16 protein-coding genes and 1 pseudogene are annotated in these 16,101 nt (G+C 64.4%); 12 read left to right on the top strand and 5 right to left on the bottom strand.

The window, feature by feature from the left end; translation table 11 throughout:
* Nucleotides 1–95: 95 nt before the first annotated feature.
* From ACW5DN_RS08980 to ACW5DN_RS08990, 3 genes are read left to right on the top strand one after another with little or no spacing between them, the layout of a single operon-like run.
* Nucleotides 96–1,727 carry a sensor histidine kinase gene (locus tag ACW5DN_RS08980; protein WP_456963012.1) on the top strand — a complete coding sequence of 544 codons (1,632 nt, stop codon included), beginning with the start codon at nt 96–98 and terminating at the stop codon, nt 1,725–1,727.
* Nucleotides 1,728–1,759: 32 nt separating this feature from the next.
* Nucleotides 1,760–3,193 (top strand): sigma-54-dependent transcriptional regulator, encoded by a 1,434-nt coding sequence (locus tag ACW5DN_RS08985; RefSeq protein WP_456962347.1) that lies wholly within the window; start codon nt 1,760–1,762, stop codon nt 3,191–3,193.
* A gap of 16 nt (nt 3,194–3,209) precedes the next feature.
* Nucleotides 3,210–5,774, top strand: coding sequence for a type VI secretion system Vgr family protein (locus ACW5DN_RS08990; RefSeq protein ID WP_456962348.1), 2,565 nt, complete (start codon nt 3,210–3,212; stop codon nt 5,772–5,774).
* 238 nt (nt 5,775–6,012) lie between these two features.
* On the opposite strand, the gene ACW5DN_RS08995 is transcribed toward ACW5DN_RS08990, so the two are convergent.
* A complete protein-coding gene (locus tag ACW5DN_RS08995) occupies nt 6,013–6,321 on the bottom strand; it encodes a plasmid stabilization protein (RefSeq protein ID WP_456962349.1) in 309 nt (102 codons plus the stop codon).
* On the bottom strand, nt 6,318–6,788 hold the full coding sequence (locus tag ACW5DN_RS09000; RefSeq protein WP_456962350.1) for a hypothetical protein: 471 nt from the start codon (nt 6,786–6,788) through the stop codon (nt 6,318–6,320). The genes ACW5DN_RS08995 and ACW5DN_RS09000 overlap by 4 nt, the downstream gene beginning before the upstream one ends.
* A gap of 229 nt (nt 6,789–7,017) precedes the next feature.
* Here ACW5DN_RS09000 and ACW5DN_RS09005 point away from each other — a divergent pair.
* From ACW5DN_RS09005 to ACW5DN_RS09015, 3 genes and pseudogenes are all read left to right on the top strand, one after another.
* A pseudogene (locus ACW5DN_RS09005) lies at nt 7,018–7,131 on the top strand (type II toxin-antitoxin system MqsA family antitoxin); the annotation flags it as partial.
* 78 nt (nt 7,132–7,209) lie between these two features.
* Complete coding sequence (locus tag ACW5DN_RS09010; RefSeq protein ID WP_456962351.1) at nt 7,210–7,662, top strand: hypothetical protein; 453 nt, start codon at nt 7,210–7,212, stop codon at nt 7,660–7,662.
* A 3-nt stretch (nt 7,663–7,665) separates the two neighbouring features.
* Entirely contained in the window at nt 7,666–7,980 is a 315-nt protein-coding gene (locus tag ACW5DN_RS09015) for a type II toxin-antitoxin system RelE/ParE family toxin (protein ID WP_456962352.1), read from the top strand.
* 237 nt (nt 7,981–8,217) lie between these two features.
* Here the strand turns inward: ACW5DN_RS09015 and ACW5DN_RS09020 are convergent, their stop codons facing one another.
* Nucleotides 8,218–8,751: an outer membrane beta-barrel protein gene (locus tag ACW5DN_RS09020; RefSeq protein WP_456962353.1), complete on the bottom strand. Its 534-nt coding sequence runs from the start codon at nt 8,749–8,751 to the stop codon at nt 8,218–8,220.
* Nucleotides 8,752–9,225: 474 nt separating this feature from the next.
* Here ACW5DN_RS09020 and ACW5DN_RS09025 point away from each other — a divergent pair, with 474 nt between their 5' ends.
* Both ACW5DN_RS09025 and ACW5DN_RS09030 read left to right on the top strand, forming a co-directional pair.
* Nucleotides 9,226–9,660: a pilin gene (locus ACW5DN_RS09025; protein WP_456962354.1), complete on the top strand. Its 435-nt coding sequence runs from the start codon at nt 9,226–9,228 to the stop codon at nt 9,658–9,660.
* A 259-nt stretch (nt 9,661–9,919) separates the two neighbouring features.
* The gene (locus tag ACW5DN_RS09030) at nt 9,920–10,363 is read left to right on the top strand and encodes a pilin (protein WP_456962356.1); all 444 of its coding nucleotides are present in this window, start codon (nt 9,920–9,922) and stop codon (nt 10,361–10,363) included.
* Nucleotides 10,364–10,583: 220 nt separating this feature from the next.
* Here the strand turns inward: ACW5DN_RS09030 and ACW5DN_RS09035 are convergent, their stop codons facing one another.
* Together ACW5DN_RS09035 and ACW5DN_RS09040 are read right to left on the bottom strand one after the other, a co-directional pair.
* The gene (locus tag ACW5DN_RS09035) at nt 10,584–10,880 is read right to left on the bottom strand and encodes a HigA family addiction module antitoxin (protein WP_456962357.1); all 297 of its coding nucleotides are present in this window, start codon (nt 10,878–10,880) and stop codon (nt 10,584–10,586) included.
* 9 nt (nt 10,881–10,889) lie between these two features.
* Nucleotides 10,890–11,171, bottom strand: coding sequence for a type II toxin-antitoxin system RelE/ParE family toxin (locus ACW5DN_RS09040; RefSeq protein WP_456962358.1), 282 nt, complete (start codon nt 11,169–11,171; stop codon nt 10,890–10,892).
* Nucleotides 11,172–11,341: 170 nt separating this feature from the next.
* Between ACW5DN_RS09040 and pilB the strand changes: the two genes are divergently transcribed.
* From pilB to coaE, 4 genes are all read left to right on the top strand, one after another.
* Nucleotides 11,342–13,069, top strand: coding sequence for a type IV-A pilus assembly ATPase PilB (gene pilB, locus ACW5DN_RS09045; RefSeq protein WP_456962359.1), 1,728 nt, complete (start codon nt 11,342–11,344; stop codon nt 13,067–13,069).
* A 201-nt stretch (nt 13,070–13,270) separates the two neighbouring features.
* Nucleotides 13,271–14,533 (top strand): type II secretion system F family protein, encoded by a 1,263-nt coding sequence (locus ACW5DN_RS09050; RefSeq protein WP_456962361.1) that lies wholly within the window; start codon nt 13,271–13,273, stop codon nt 14,531–14,533.
* Between the two features lie 9 nt (nt 14,534–14,542).
* The gene (locus tag ACW5DN_RS09055) at nt 14,543–15,406 is read left to right on the top strand and encodes a prepilin peptidase (protein WP_456962362.1); all 864 of its coding nucleotides are present in this window, start codon (nt 14,543–14,545) and stop codon (nt 15,404–15,406) included.
* 27 nt (nt 15,407–15,433) lie between these two features.
* On the top strand, nt 15,434–16,048 hold the full coding sequence (coaE, locus tag ACW5DN_RS09060) for a dephospho-CoA kinase (protein WP_456962363.1): 615 nt from the start codon (nt 15,434–15,436) through the stop codon (nt 16,046–16,048).
* The last annotated feature ends 53 nt before the right edge of the window (nt 16,049–16,101 follow it).

Raw genomic sequence — 16,101 nt, forward strand, 5'->3', positions numbered from 1 at the left:
ATCGGCCATCGATGCCCGCAATCCGGACGCCCCGCCGATGCACCGGTCGATCTGCCTATACTCCGCGTGACCGCAACGGGGACTCGCGCTTGCCACTGACCATCGCCGCCATCCCGGCCGAAGACGCCGACAACGCACTTCGCCGCGAGCTGTACCTGTGCACCCTGTACCGGCTGCTGGAAGCGTCGTTGTTGGTGCTGGTGTTGTTTGGCCCGGTCGCCGACATGATCGCCCCGCCGCGGCACCAGTTGGTCGCGCAGGCGGGCGCACTGTCGTATGTCTTCCTGTCAGCACTGCTGTTTGCATTCCGCAATCGCGGCGAGCTGCGCAACCTGGCCCTGGCCGGGATCGCCTGCGACCTGTTTTTCGGCCTGCTGGCCATCCACGCCATCCCCGCAGTAGGCACCGGCATTGCGTTGATGCTGATGTTCAACGTGGGTGCCGCCGCGTTGCTGCTGCCGGCGCGCCTCGGGCTGGCGGCGGCATTCGTCGCGGTGGCCGGGATCATCGGCGAGCACCTGTGGAGCGTCGCACTGGAAGCCAGCGACCGCGCCCTGGCCGAACCGCTGATGTTCGCCGTGGGCTACCTCGCCATTGCCACCACCACCAGCGTGCTGGGCCGGCAGATGCGCGACAGCTACGACCTGGCCGAGCATCGCGGCGTGCAGACCGCCCACCTGACCGAGGTCAACGAACTGATCATCCGCCGGCTGCGCACCGGCGTGCTGCTGGTCGACGGCCACAACCGGGTACAGCTGGCCAACGAAGCCGCCAACCTGCTGTTGGGTGATGCCGGTGAAGGCAACCGCGACCTGGGCATGGCCTTGCCCGAGCTGGCCAAGCGCCTGGCCATCTGGCGCGAAACCGGGAAAGCCAACGAGGACCCGCTATTGGTCGCCGCCGACCAGAACGAGGTGGTGCCGCGTTTCACCCGCCTGCTGGCCGGCAGCGACCAGACCCTGGTGTTCCTTGACGACACCTCACTGGTCTCGCGGCGCGCCGAATCGATGACCCTGGCCACCCTTGGGCGCTTCTCCGCCAGCCTCGCCCACGAGATCCGCAACCCGCTGGCGGCGATCAACTACGCCGTGCAGTTGCTGGAGGAATCCGACGACGTCGCCACCGCCGACCGACGCCTGCTGCAGATCATTCGCCAGCAGGGCCAGCGCATGAACGGCATCGTCGAGAACGTGCTCGGCATGGCGCGACGTGACCCGGCCAAGCCCGACTACATCGAGCTGATTGGCATGACCCGCCATTTCGTCGAGGACTATCGCGCCGGCCACCCGTTGGAACAGGACAGTTTGTTGACGACCAGCGAATTGCCCCGGATTGCCGCCCTGGTCGACCCGCGCCAGCTGCACCAGATCCTCACCGTGCTGGTGCACAACGCCCTGACCTACGGGCGCATCCCGGGAGAACCGGCGCGTGTGACCCTGCACGTGTACCTGGACAGCCACCAGCACCCGATCATCGACGTCACCGACCGTGGCCCGGGGATCCCCGAGCGCGTGGCGCAGCAGTTGTTCCGGCCCTTTTTCACCACCTCCGGCCATGGCACCGGGCTCGGGCTGTACATCGCCCGCGAGTTGTCGCGCGCCAACCAGGCCTCGCTTGACCACATCGCCCTGCCGGCCGGCGGCAGTTGCTTCCGCCTGCGCCTGTCGGCCACCAGCACGGACAAGCGTGTGCCGGATAACGGCAATCCACGCCGCCAGCGGTCATGATCGATTAAGCTGTCACCATGACCGGAGGAGCAATGACAGACACCCGCAGCGCATTGGTGATCGACGACGAGCGCGACATCCGCGAGTTGCTGGTCATGACCCTGGGACGGATGGGCCTGCGGTGCGACACCGCATCCAGCCTGTCTGACGCCCGTGCCCAGCTGGCACGCAACCGGTACGACCTGTGCCTGACCGACATGCGGCTGCCGGATGGCTCGGGCCTGGACCTGGTTGCCGAGATCGCCCACCGGCACCCCGACACCCCGGTCGCGATGATCACCGCGTTCGGCAACGTCGACTCGGCCGTGGAGGCGCTCAAGGCCGGAGCATTCGACTTCGTCGCCAAGCCGGTGGAATTGTCGGTGTTGCGCGACCTGGTCCGCCACGCCCTGGAACTGAAGGACAAACCGGCTCCCGTCCACAACCCGGAAGCCGTCGCCACCCGCCTGTACGGCGAGTCGCCAGCGATGGTCAGCCTGCGCCATACCATCACCAAGGTCGCCCGCAGCCAGGCCCCGGTCTACATCGCCGGCGAGTCCGGCGTCGGTAAGGAGCTGGTGGCCCGCACCATCCATTCCGAAGGGGGCCGCGGTGCCAACCCGTTCGTGCCGGTCAACTGCGGCGCGATCCCTTCGGAGCTGATGGAAAGCGAGTTCTTCGGCCACAAGAAGGGCAGCTTTACCGGCGCCCACGCCGACAAGCCGGGCCTGTTCCAGAGCGCCGACGGCGGCACCTTGTTCCTGGACGAGGTCGCCGAGTTGCCGCTGGCGATGCAGGTCAAGCTGCTGCGCGCGATCCAGGAAAAGTCGATCAAGCCGGTCGGTGCCAACGCCGAGATTCCGGTCGACGTCCGCATCCTGTCGGCCACCCACAAGGACCTGGCGCGCATGGTGGCCGATGGCCGCTTCCGCCAGGATCTGTACTACCGCATCAACGTCATCGAGCTGCACGTACCACCGCTGCGCGGACGACTGGAGGACCTGCCCGGCCTGTCAGCCAAGATCCTCCAGCGCCTGTCCGCCGACCTGGGCTGCCAAACGCCGAGCCTGAGCGCCGACGCCGTGGCTGCGCTGGGGCAATACCATTTCCCCGGCAACGTGCGTGAGCTGGAGAACATCCTCGAGCGCGCCATGGCGTTGACCGATGGCGGCCGCCTGACCGCCGCCGACCTGTCGCTGCCGCAACGCTCCGGCTTCAGCAACCCGCCCGGCAGCCCCCAGCACCCCGGCATCTCCCACCCGCAGGCCCCGCAAACCGCCGCGGCCGCTGCCGGCATCGACCCGCGCACCATCGATCCACGCGACACCGCAACCAGCGCCCTGCCCTCGTATATCGAGGAAATCGAGCGCGCCGCGATCAACCACGCCCTGCAGGAAAACCGCTACAACAAGACCCGTACCGCCGCCGCGCTGGGCATCACCTTCCGCGCATTGCGCTACAAGCTGAAGAAGCTCGGCATCGACTGAACCAAGGATGGAAACCATGGATATGGATATCCAGTCACTCGCAGCAACCGCCCGGCAATGGTCGACGCTGCTGTCGCAAGACACCCGCCTGATCGAGATCGATACCGCGCTGCCCGGCGCGCTGGTGGTCGAGCGTTTCGACGGCAGCGAATCGGTCTGCGACGACTTCACCTTCAACATCGATTGCCTGTCGATATCGGCGTTCCTGGACGCCAAGGCACTGATTGGGCAACCGCTGGCGCTACGTTTGCGGCAGGCCGACGGGTCACACCGCCATTGGCACGGCTACTGCACCCAGGTGGCGCCGCTGGGCAGCGACGGCGGCCTGGCCCGCTATCGGCTGACGATGGAGCCGTGGACCGCGTTCCTGAAACTGCGCCGCAACGCACTGGTGTTCCAGAACCTGGACGCGCTGGGCGTGGTCGAGCGGGTTCTCGCCGACTATCCGCAAGCCGCCTTCCGGGTCGACACCAGCCAATCACTTGCGCGCTACCCGACCACCACCCAATACCGCGAGACCGACCACGCCTTCGTATTCCGCCTGCTGGCCGACGCCGGTCTTGCTTGGCGCTTCGAACACTCCGGCCCGGCCACCACCCACACCCTGGTGATTTTCGACCGCGACGCCGAACCCCCTGCCGCCACCCCGGCCGCGCTGCGCTTCCACCGCAGCGATGCCGCCGAGTCGCGTGACGCGATCAACCACTTCACCGAGCAGCGCCAGGCCACCGCCAACGCCTTCACCACCGTCAGCTGGCAAGCCGAGCAGGTCGAAGCCCACTCCGCCGCGCTGGACGCCGACCCGGCCGGCCCGAACCTGCCGACCCGCGAGGTCTACACCGTCCCGCGCGCTGGCCGTTTTACCGCGCGCACTCATGCCGACCTCGCCGCCGAGCTGCAACTTGATGCTTTGCGGTTGCCGCAGCGCCTGCACGCGGGCACCGGCAGCGGTCGCGGACTCGCGCCCGGATTCGCCTTCAACTTGTCCCAGCACCCCGACCTATCCGACCAACGCTTCCTCCCGCTGGTGATCGAGCACATCGCCGCCAACAACTTGGGCAGCGGCATCGTCACCCTGCTCGATAGCGCGTTCACCGGCAGCGGCGACCTGGAGCGCGGCAGCTACCGCAACCGCTTCCTGGCGGTCACGGCCGACACTCCCATCGTTCCAGTTTCGCGGCCCCGACCGACCGTGCATGGCCTGCAGACTGCCCACGTGGTGGGCCTGCCCGATGCCAGCATCACCTCCACCCGCGACCACCAGGTTCGCATCCAGTTCCCGTGGCAGCGCGGCGTCGCCCCCAACCGCGGCGGCCTCACCGAGACCGGCTCCAACACCCATCCCGACGGCCACGCCCCCGGCGACCACAGCAGCGGCACCTGGGTGCGGGTATCGGAATGGCAGGCCGGCCCCAACTGGGGCAGCCACGCCCTGCCGCGTATCGGCAGCGAGGTGCTGGTCGAGTTCCTGCATGGCGACATCGACCAGCCCGTGATCGTCGGCCAGCTCTACAACAGTGCGATTCCCCCGCCGTTCGCCCTGGCCGATGCCAGCAACCATCCCGGCACCCTCAGCGGCTTGCACAGCCAGTCACTCGACGGCAGCGGCACCCAGCAATGGCTGATGGATGATGCCAGCGGTCAACTGCGCCAGCGCCTGCACACCAGCCTCGCCGATAGCCGGCTGGAGCTGGGCTACCTGATCGACCCCAACAACGCCCGCCGCGGCAAGCTTCGTGGACAGGGCTTCGACCTGGCTACCCTCGGCTGGGCCAACCTGCGCGCCGGCCAGGGCGTGTTGTTGTCGACCACGGCGAAAATCAATGCCACCTCGACCCAATTGGACACGGCCGAAACGCTGGCCCAACTCAAGGGCGCCGAACGCACCGCGCAAGCCCTGAGCGACGCCGCCCAAAGCAGCGAAGTCGCCGCGCTGGCCGCCAACCCCGCCCAGACCGACCTGATCACCGCGCTGGACCCCAAGCAGGACGGCAAGCATCCGGCCAGCGTCAATGGCCAAAGCGCCACCAAACCAAGCGCCAGCGCCCGTGACGGCGGCGACGCAGTCGAGAAGTTCGCGACGCCGCTGCTACTGGCCGAATCGCCCGACGCCATCGCCCTGACCACGCCCAACAGCGCCCTGGCCTACGCCGGCGGCAACACCCACCTGACCAGCCAGCAGGACACCCACCTCGCCGCCGGCCACACCTTTGCCGGTGTCAGCGGCGGCCATGTCGCCCTGTTCGCCCAGCACGGCCCGATCAAGGCGATTGCCGCCAACGGCCCGGTCACTCTGCAGGCCCACGCCGGCCCGCTGGAACTGCTGGCCGACCAGTCCGTCACCATCACCGCCACCGACGAACGCATCGACGTACTGGCGAAACAGAAGATCGTCCTGCAGGCGGGTCAGACACAGATCACATTGGAAGGCGGCGACATCACGTTCGCCTGCCCGGGCAACTTCACGGTGAAAGCCGGGCAGGTGCCGTTCAAGGGTGGCGCGAGTGGTGACGTTCGGCTCTCGTTGCCCGATGATCTGTTGACACTGAAACCCGACCGGATGCCGGATTTCTCCGGCTGATACCTGCACGGCAGACACAGACAAGGACGTCCGCATGAGTGACAACACGCTGAAACCAGCTCCACTGAAGCAATTCCGCTATCCGTTCAAGAAGACCACTGCTGCCAACCAAGGCGCACACTGCAACGGCGCGTCCTGAAGCGCCTGGATGCCAAGGCAAAGCAACTGGGCGAAACCCGCTCCAGCTACATCGCCCACATGGCCATCGGCTGAGCGATGGCTTCTTGAGTTCCGCCGGTCAGGTTGCCTCGCCCTTCCAGTTCGAGCGCGTCGGTGCAATCCAGAGGATCTCGACGTGGTTGCCGCGGCGGTTGTAGATCACCGCGTATTTCCCGCTTCTGCAGATATAGAGGCGCGTTCCTGGCAGCGGACCCTGTTGGTAGGTGGCCACGCCATCGAGTACGTTCCCCTCAGCCTCCAGGCGGTCGTCGTCCTGGATAGCCGCGACGTGGATGTGCGGGTCGGACTGCTTGATGGCACGCGCCATAGCGTCATCGAGGAAACCGCTGCGGTCATCAAGCGCGGTTTCCTTCCACTTTACCGTCATGCACTCGCATCCTTACCCTGCAGTGCGGCGCCAAGCCGGGCCTGCTGCTCTACCTTGATCGCGTCCATACGCTTCTTCGCCTCGGTGCTGGATAGGGCCGGACGAGGGTCGGCCATGGCCTTCCGCGTCCCTTCGCGCAACATCGCGGCATAGCGCGCATCGGCATCCTTGAGCTTCATTGCGGTCGACCGGTCGGGCCGACGCCGGGTGTGCACACCTTGGGCGGTCCATTTCTCGGCATCCACCGTGATTCGGCCCTGCAGTCCAAGCGCGCGGATAGTCGTGAGCGCGGTTTCAAACTTGCCGAACACTCGCGGCTCCGCCTGGCGCGTGGCGAGCGTCTGGGTCTTGTTGCCGGTTCTCAGTTGCACCGCCCAGCCACCAGGCAGGCCAACGACCTCGGCGCCTTGGACAACACCGGCATCGACCAGCTCGCGGGCGGTATCGATTTTGACCAGGTTGATCATTACGAGTCCTCGGTAAATGATTATTGGATGCAGATTAATCATTAGATAATGAACTTTCAATGATTACAGCTCGCGGTGAAGTCGAGTTCGATCCAGGCGAGGGCGAACGCTATAGCGCCGCCCTGGAAGCGCTCGGCAATGAAATCGCCATCGAAGAAGCGGCACTGCTTCGTACCGTCCGCAAGCGACTGGGGCTCAGCCAGCGCGCGGCGGCCAGACCGGCGGCGTCCACAATGCCTTCAGCCGTTATGAGCGCGGAGAGGCGCGCCCGCTCCCGGCCGTGGTCAACCTGTTCCGCCTGTTGGACAAGCACCCCGAGCTCCTGGCGGAGCTGACGCGCTGAACCAGAACAACAGTTGACCTCACAACCAGTCAACTGTAATTTGTTACCCAAACAACTGTTAACGGCAACGAGTTCGCCATGACCGACACCATTAAAATCGCCGTCGCACGCGAGCTGGCCGACTCCGGCTCAATCAAGGGCGTTGAAATTCTCGGCCTGTCGGGGGGTTATTCGATTTTCCTGCGCTTGGGCAACCAGCCCCGTCAGCTTGGCACCAAAAGCGGCGACCCGCGGATCTTCTCGAGCGTGGACGCAGCAACCCGGGTGCTTCGCGAGCTGGGCCTGCTGAACAACATCAACCTGAATCTGGCCGACTATTCGCCAGACGGACGACTGGCGCGACCCCGACGCCCCGATCGCGCAAACGCCTTGCGTCACGCCCACGAAGCCGCCGCCCACGACACCTGGTTCCGCGACCAGGTGCGCGCCACCCGCCAACGGCTCGCCACGGGCGACGGCAAGCTGACCGAGCACGACACCGTGTTCGCCGATCTGCGCGCATACGCTTCCCAACTCGAAGCGGAAAAGTAGCCCATGCCGCCATTGAGATTGCGCTATACGGACGAAGCGCAACAGGACCTGCGAGAGGTCCTGCGCTACGGCATGAGCGAGGGCTTTCCGGATACGTTGGCTGTCGTGAATGAAATCGAGCAACGCATCTCGACGCTCGCCAGCCACCCGGCAGCCGGCCGCAAGGGTCGCGAGCCCGGCACCCGCGAATGGGTGCTCGGCGGCCTGCCCTTCATCGTTGTGTACGCCTTGCATCCACACGAACAGACGCCGAGCGAGGTTCACATCCTCAATATCGTCCATGGCGCTCGGCGGTGGCCGCCCAGACCGTCATCGTGAAGCGCCCGCTACTGGCAGCTCAAGTCTGCCGCCTGACAATTCGCTTCTGATCGTCACTCCCGCGCAGGCGGGAGTCCAGGGACGTTTCCGGTCAACAGTTTGACGTCCATGGATCCCCGCCTGCGCGGGGATGACGCTGCTTGCTGTCGGACTCGATACCGCATGACCAATGGATCCCCGCCTCCGGCCGTAGGAAGTCCAGTCGGACGCGGGGATGACGACAGTTGCGCAGACTCCCTAGAAGTCAAACCGCAGCTGCACCTGGGCCAGGTCGACATCGATATCGTCCATCTCGAACCGGCTGTACTCGCCGCGCAGGGCGACAGCGTCGGTGAAGCGGTACTGCAGGCCGAGGCCGTAGGTCGGGTCGGTACCGTCATCGTTCGCGCCGATCACTCCCGGGATACGCGCCTCGGCGTCCCAGACATGGACGCCGGCCTTGGCGTAACCGGAGAAGCTCTCGGTGAATGGCAGCGTGCCGACGGCGGTCAGGTAGGCCGTGTCGGCCTCGACGTTACCGGGCACGCCGCGGGGCTCGATCTTGCCGAAGTCGGCGTAGCCGGCCTCAACACCGAAATAGCGGTTGACCTGGTAACCACCGAATACCGAGAACGCGGTGTCCTCGTCATCCAGGATGCCTTCGTCGACGATGGACTGGCCGGCACCGACGCCGGCATAGAAACCGGGCTGCTCGGTGGCCTGCGCGCCGAAGGCGGCGGCGCCGATCACGACGGCCAAAAGGGTACGGGACAGGATGTTGGTCTTGTTCATGGTGCTGGTAGCTCCTGCATCCGGACATCGCGGCAAGGGGAGGGAGCGGCGAGTCGTCCGTGCGACGGGCCCCGGCGGAATGCCTGGACTGCCGTCGCTACACGACAGAAAATGGGTCCCCGGCCCGGGTTGAAAAGGGCGCAAGCAGGGATGGATCGTCCCGCGCGTGGGACTGGCGTTGCCGTGAGCTCCAGAGCGCATTGGCTGCCCACCCGCGCCAATGTGACGCAAACCGTCACTCAGCCCGCAGCCAAACCGACCTTCCGCGTCACCCTGCTAGCACAGGTGCCCCATTCAAACGTGACCCGGCATTCAGTTTCGCGTCCTGGCACCCGCAAAACGCCCATAACACTGTACTTGGCACGGCTCATGCGTACTCTTCCCTGCACGTGCAGCATGCACGGCAATGCCGACGGACCGGAACAGCCGGACCTGCAGGTACGTGAAGTAACCATCACTCCTAGGGGAAACACCATGAAGAACAACCAGCAAGGCTTCACCCTCATCGAACTGATGATCGTTGTGGCGATCATTGCCATCCTGGCCGCGATTGCGCTGCCGGCTTATCAGGATTACGTCGCTAAATCACAGGTTACTGCGGGCTTGGCTGAAATCTCTCCAGGTAAAGTGCAGGTCGAAACCCGTTTGGCAGACGATGCTACCGCTGCGGTCACCACGGACGTAGCATTGTTGGGCCTGAACACGCCGACGGATCGCTGTGCAATTACTGCCGATGTTGCAGCGACTGGCGAATCAGAGATTGAGTGCACACTGTCGGGTAACGCACAGATCGACGGTGAGACCATCACGTTGTCGCGTGCCGCTGACGCAAATGGAACGACGGGTGAGTGGACTTGCGCGACCACCGTTGTCGTGAAGCTGGCTCCGAACGGATGCACCGGCGTCTAATCCGCAAGAATTAGACCCGAAAAAGGGGTCAGAGAATATTTCCACTTGAATCGGCAACCCTGAAGCAACAGGTACCGGATTCACTCGACCTCGCTTTCCTGGCAACACAGAGAACCCCGGCACCCGCCGGGGTTTTTTGTGCACCCCCGGTTGCCCCCAGCGACCATGCTCGCCACAAAAGACCGCAATCGGCGGAACCATGGCCCTGCCGAGAAAAAGGGGTCAAAGAACATTTCCACCGAAATCTAGGGGAAAGACCATGAAGAACAACCAGCAAGGCTTCACCCTCATCGAACTGATGATCGTTGTGGCGATCATCGCCATACTGGCCGCGATTGCGCTGCCGGCTTATCAGGATTACGTGGCCAAATCGCAGGTTACGGCCGGTCTCGCCGAAATCACGCCGGGAAAAGTTCAGGCCGAGACTCTTCTTGCTGAAGATGCCGCTGCCGCAGTCACGACAGACCCGCTTGATCTCGGCCTCGTCGCCGCAACTGATCGCTGCAGCACAATCGCCGTGGACGTTGCGGCAACCGGCGCTGCAACGCTTACGTGCACTCTGACTGGCAATGCGCAGATCGCCGGACTTGACATCGTGTGGACTCGTACTGCGGATGTCCAAGCCACCAACGTAACCGGTACTTGGAGCTGCGCAACCGAGGCAGCCGATAAGCTGGCCCCTGCTACGTGCCCGGGCGTCTAAAGCGCGGGAGAAGAGGTCAGAGAACATTTCCATTTGAGTCGGCAACCTTGAAGTAACACGCCCGATTCACTCGACCTCGCTTCCTGGCAACACAAAGAGCCCCGGCACCCACCGGGGTTTTTTGTTGGCCCAAACAAAACCAGCGCCGTAGGGCGCATTAACAATGCGCCGACCAAACAATTGCGGCGCCCCGACGCCGAGAGACCTTGAGGCACTGAAATCAGGCTGCTTGCGCGTATGGCTCAATGCGAACCAGCACATCGGCCAACTCGTCCTTGGCCTGCGCTGCATCGTGGCCGACCTGCAGGTTCATCCAGAAGTTGTCGGACGTGCTGAAGAACCTGGCCAGACGCAAGGCGGTATCCGCCGTGATGCCCCGGCGACCAGCGACGATCGAGCTAATACGCGTCTGTGGCACATCAATGGCCTTGGCGAGCTTGTACTGGCTGATCCCAAGAGGAGCCAAGAACTCTTCGAGCAAGATCTCACCAGGATGGGGATAAGGGACAGAGCGCATGACGTTGCCTCAGTGGTAGTCGCAAATCTCAACTGCGATGGGGCCGGTATCGGTCCTGGTGAAGCACACACGGAACTGGTCATTCACCCGGATGCTGTGCTGCCCCTCTCGGTTACCCCGGAGAGGCTCCAGACGATTGGCTGGCGGAATCCGCAGATTCTTCAGTACTTTGGCGGCGTCGAGCATGGCCAACTTCCGCATTGCAACGCGTTGAAAACCCTCGAACTTCTTAATCGTATTGCCGTTGAAGAGACTTTCGGTTTCGGCACATCGGAAGGACTGAATGGACATTGGATTTCCTTTTCCTGCGGCAATACTAACGCGACACGTTACTAACGTCAAACGTCACATCTATTGAACCTGTCGCCTCACGGTGTGGTGCGCGCTTATTGCGCCCCCGCCGCCGCCCTGCCAACGGGTGATTGCAGTAAAGTTGTCCGCACGGGACCACAGGGGATCACATGAACGCCGTAGCTACTGCCAACCTGGTAGGGATCACCGGCATCGCCCGGCGGCTGGTGCTGGACGGTGCGCTGAGCGAGGCCGCTGCCCGCGAAGCCATGGCCGCGGCCAGCGACGAGCGCAAGCCGCTGGCGAACTACATCGTCGACAAGCGCCTGGTCACTCCGGCCAGCCTGGCGGCGGCCAACTCGATCGAGTTCGGTGTGCCGCTGTTTGATGCCGCCGCGATGGATCCGGAGCAGTCGGCGGTCAAGCTGGTCAAGGAAGAGCTGCTGCGCAAACACTGCGTGTTGCCGTTGTTCAAGCGTGGCAACCGGTTGTTCGTGGGCGTGGCCGACCCGACCAACACCCACGCGTTGTCGGAGATCAAGTTCCAGACCAACTTCACCATCGAGGCGATCCTGGTCGATGAGGAGAGCATCAAGCGTCACCTGGACCGCTGGCTGGAAAGTGCCGATGCGATGGGCGATGCGATGGGCGGCGACGACGAGGGGCTGGAGAACCTCGACGTCAGTACTGACGATGATGACTCGTCCGATGCCGGGGTCGACGCCAAGACGGACGACACGCCGGTGGTCAAGTTCATCAACAAGGTGTTGGTCGACGCGATCCGCCGCGGCGCGTCGGACATCCACTTTGAGCCCTACGAGACCGAGTACCGGGTGCGCCTGCGCATCGATGGCCTGCTCAAGCAGTCGGCGCGGGTGCCGGTGAAGCTGCAACCACGCATCTCCGCTCGCCTGAAGGTGATGGCGCAACTGGACATCGCCGAGAAGAGGGCACCACAGGACGGGCGCATCAAGCTCAACCTGAGCAAGACCCGGCAGATCGACTTCCGCGTCAGCACCTTGCCGACCCTGTTCGGCGAGAAGATCGTGCTGCGTATCCTGGACGGCAGTGCCGCCAAGATGGGCATCGAGAAGCTGGGATACGAGGACGAGCAACGCGACCTGTTCCTGGGCGCGGTGCAGCGGCCCTACGGCATGGTGCTGGTCACCGGCCCGACCGGCTCGGGCAAGACGGTGTCGCTGTACACCGCACTGAACATCCTCAACGACGAGACCCGCAACATCTCCACGGTCGAGGATCCGGTCGAGATCCGGGTACCCGGCATCAACCAGGTGCAGATGAACATCAAGCGCGGCATGACCTTTGCCGCCGCGCTGCGCAGCTTCCTGCGCCAGGATCCGGACGTGATCATGGTCGGCGAGATCCGCGACCTGGAAACCGCCGAAATCGGCATCAAGGCGGCCCAGACCGGGCACATGGTGCTTTCCACCCTGCATACCAACGACGCCCCGCAAACCATCGCGCGGTTGATGAACATGGGCGTGGCGCCGTTCAACATCACCTCCTCGGTTACCCTGGTGATCGCCCAGCGGTTGGCGCGGCGGCTGCACAGTTGCAAGCGCCCGGTGGAACTGCCGGAGCATGCCTTGCTGGCCGAAGGGTTTACCGCCGAGGAAATCGCCGACCCGGAGTTCAAGCTGTACGAGGCGGTCGGTTGCGGCGACTGCACCGAGGGTTACAAGGGTCGGACCGGCATCTACCAGGTGATGCCGATGAGCGACGAGATCCAGATGATCGTGCTGGCCGGCGGCAACGCGATGCAGATTGCTGAGGCGGCGCAGGCGGCCGGCGTCCGCGATTTGCGACAATCAGCGCTGTTGAAGGCCCGCAACGGGGTCACCAGCCTGGCGGAGATCAACCGCGTGACCAAAGACTGAAATATCAAAGTCCGCACCGTGACCGGCGTTGCTATCGCGACGTGGAAGGTCAGGATATGCTGGCCTACGGCATGCTTGGCTTTTTACGCGGGGCGTGCCGGGTAGTCCGCAGCCGGGGAGCCGCGGTCTACACTGGGGAATGATGTGTCACCACTGACCCATCACATTGGTCGAATTGCTACGCGTTACTGGGGCCCAACCATGTCCGTTACCCGATCTGCTGCCACCAAGTCCGCCGCTGCGGTGCGTCGCGCCGAACCGTCGCCGATGTTTGTCTGGGAGGGCACCGACAAGCGCGGCGTCGTCATGAAGGGCGAGCAGACCGCGAAGAACGCGAACTACGTGCGCGCCGAGCTGCGCAAGATGGGCATCACCCCCAAGGTGGTCAAGGTCAAGCCCAAGCCGCTGTTCGGCAGCGCCGGCAAGCGGGTCACGCCGCAGGACATCGCGATCTTCGCCCGTCAGGTCGCCACCATGATGAAGGCCGGCGTACCCATCGTGGGTTCGCTGGAGATCATAGCCAGCGGCAACAAGAACCCGAAGATGCAGAAGCTGGTCAACTCGATCCGCTCGGAGGTCGAGAGTGGCTCGTCGTTGAGCGAGGCACTGGGCAAGCATCCGGTAGAGTTCGACGAGTTGTTCCGCAACCTGGTCAAGGCCGGTGAGTCGGCTGGTGTGCTGGAAACGGTGCTCGACACCGTGGCAACCTACAAGGAAAACACCGAGGCGCTGAAGGGCAAGATCAAGAAGGCGATGTTTTACCCGACCGCGGTGGTGGCGGTGGCGTTGATCGTCAGTGCGATCCTGCTGGTGTTCGTGGTGCCGATGTTCGAGGACGTATTCGCCGGCTTCGGTGCCGACCTTCCAGCGTTCACGCAGATGGTCGTCAACCTGAGCCGCTTCATGGTCGCGTGGTGGTGGCTGATCCTGATCGGCTGCATCGCGGCCGTGGTCGCCTTCATCATGGTCAAGAACCGCTCGCCGGCATTCCAGTACTTCCTAGACCGGCTGATCCTCAAGGTGCCGGTGGTGGGCCAGATCATCCACAACTCGGCGATCTCCCGTTTTGCGCGGACCCTGGCGGTGACCTTCAAGGCCGGCGTGCCGTTGGTGGAAGGACTGGACACAGTGGCCGGCGCGACCGGCAACATCGTCTACGAGAAGGCGGTCTACCGGGTGCGCGACGACGTGGCGGTGGGCTACTCGGTCAACATGGCGATGAAGCAGACCAACCAGTTCCCGCACATGGTGGTGCAGATGACCGCGATCGGCGAGGAGGCCGGCGCCCTGGACGACATGTTGTTCAAGGTCGCCGAGTTCTACGAGCGCGAGGTCAATGATGCGGTCGACGCGCTGTCGAGCCTGCTGGAGCCGATGATCATGGTGTTCCTGGGCGTGGTGGTCGGCGGCATGGTGATCGCGATGTACCTGCCGATCTTCAAGCTCGGCGCGGTGGTCGGATAAGCTCGGCCGATGGCATTCCTCGACCAGAATCCTGAAATCGGCTATCCCTTGGTGGCCGGTTTCGGCCTGCTGCTGGGCAGCTTCATCAACGTGGTGATCCTGCGCCTGCCCAAGCGGCTGGAGTGGCAGTGGCAGCGCGACAGCCTCGAGATGCTGGGCGAGCCGGACGATTACGATCCACCGCCGCCCGGCATCGTGGTGGAGCGCTCCCATTGCCCGCAATGCAAGCGTCAGCTGAGCTGGTACGAGAACATCCCGGTGCTCAGCTGGGTGATCCAGCGCGGCCGTTGCCGTGGCTGCGCGGCCCGGATATCGATCCAGTACCCGCTGGTGGAGTTGTTGACCGCGGTGCTGATGGTCGCCTGCGTGTGGCGCTTCGGCTTCGGCTGGCAGGGCTTCGGGGCGATGGTGTTTACCGGCTTTTTGATCTCGCTGTCGGGGATCGACCTGCGCACGCAGCTATTGCCCGACCAGTTGACGTTGCCGCTGATGTGGCTGGGGTTGATCGCCGCGGCGGACAATCTGTACATGGCCACCAAGCCGGCGCTACTGGGTGCAGTGGCCGGCTACCTGTCGCTGTGGCTGGTCTGGTGGGTGTTCAAGCAGATCACCGGCAAGGAAGGCATGGGCCACGGCGACTTCAAGCTGTTGGCCGCGATCGGCGCCTGGGTTGGCCTCAACGGCATCCTGCCGACGGTGCTGCTGTCATCGCTGGTCGGGGCCATCATCGGTTCGGTCTGGCTGGCGGCAAAAGGCCGCGACAAGGCCACCCCGATCCCGTTCGGCCCCTATCTCGCCGTCGCCGGCTGGCTGGCATTCTTCTGGGGCGAGAAAATGGTCGACAGCTACCTGCGGGTCGCGGGACTGGCCTGATATCGGTCCCATGGCATCCTGTGCGGCATGAGCAACTGCATCATCGGCGTCACCGGCGGAGTCGCCTCGGGCAAGAGCGCGGTCACACGGCGTTTTGAATCATTGGGCATCTTCGTGGCCGATGCGGACGTTGCCGCGCGTGAGGCGGTCGTGCCGGGTTCGGAGGGCCTGGCCGAGGTAGTGCAGGCATTTGGCGCCGAAGTCCTGCTCGGCGATGGCCAACTGGACCGCGCGCGGATGCGCGAGCGGGTGTTCGCCGATGCCGGTGCCCGGGCCGAACTGGAGGCCATCATCCACCCACGGGTACGCGCCCGGCTGCATGCGCTATGCGAGGCTGCCGACGGGCCGTATGCGATTGCCGCGATCCCGTTGCTGGCCGAAGGCGGCGGGCGCACGGCGTATCCCTGGCTGGACCGGATCCTGTTGGTGGACGTGCCGGTGCAGGTACAGCGCGAGCGCCTCATCAAACGCGATGGCGTGGACCTGGCGCTGGCCGAGTCGATGATTGCGGCACAGGCCACCAGGGCCCAGCGGTTTGCGATTGCCGATGACGTGATCATCAACGACGGGCCGCTGGAAGCACTGGACGCGCATGTGGAAGCGCTGGACCGACGCTATGGAGCGCTGGCAGCCGAGAGATAGCCGGTGGTGTAATTGCGGGGCGGCGCATTGTTAATGCGCCCTACGATGGCGGG

The sequence above is a fragment of the Lysobacter sp. A289 genome, from assembly GCF_054072675.1.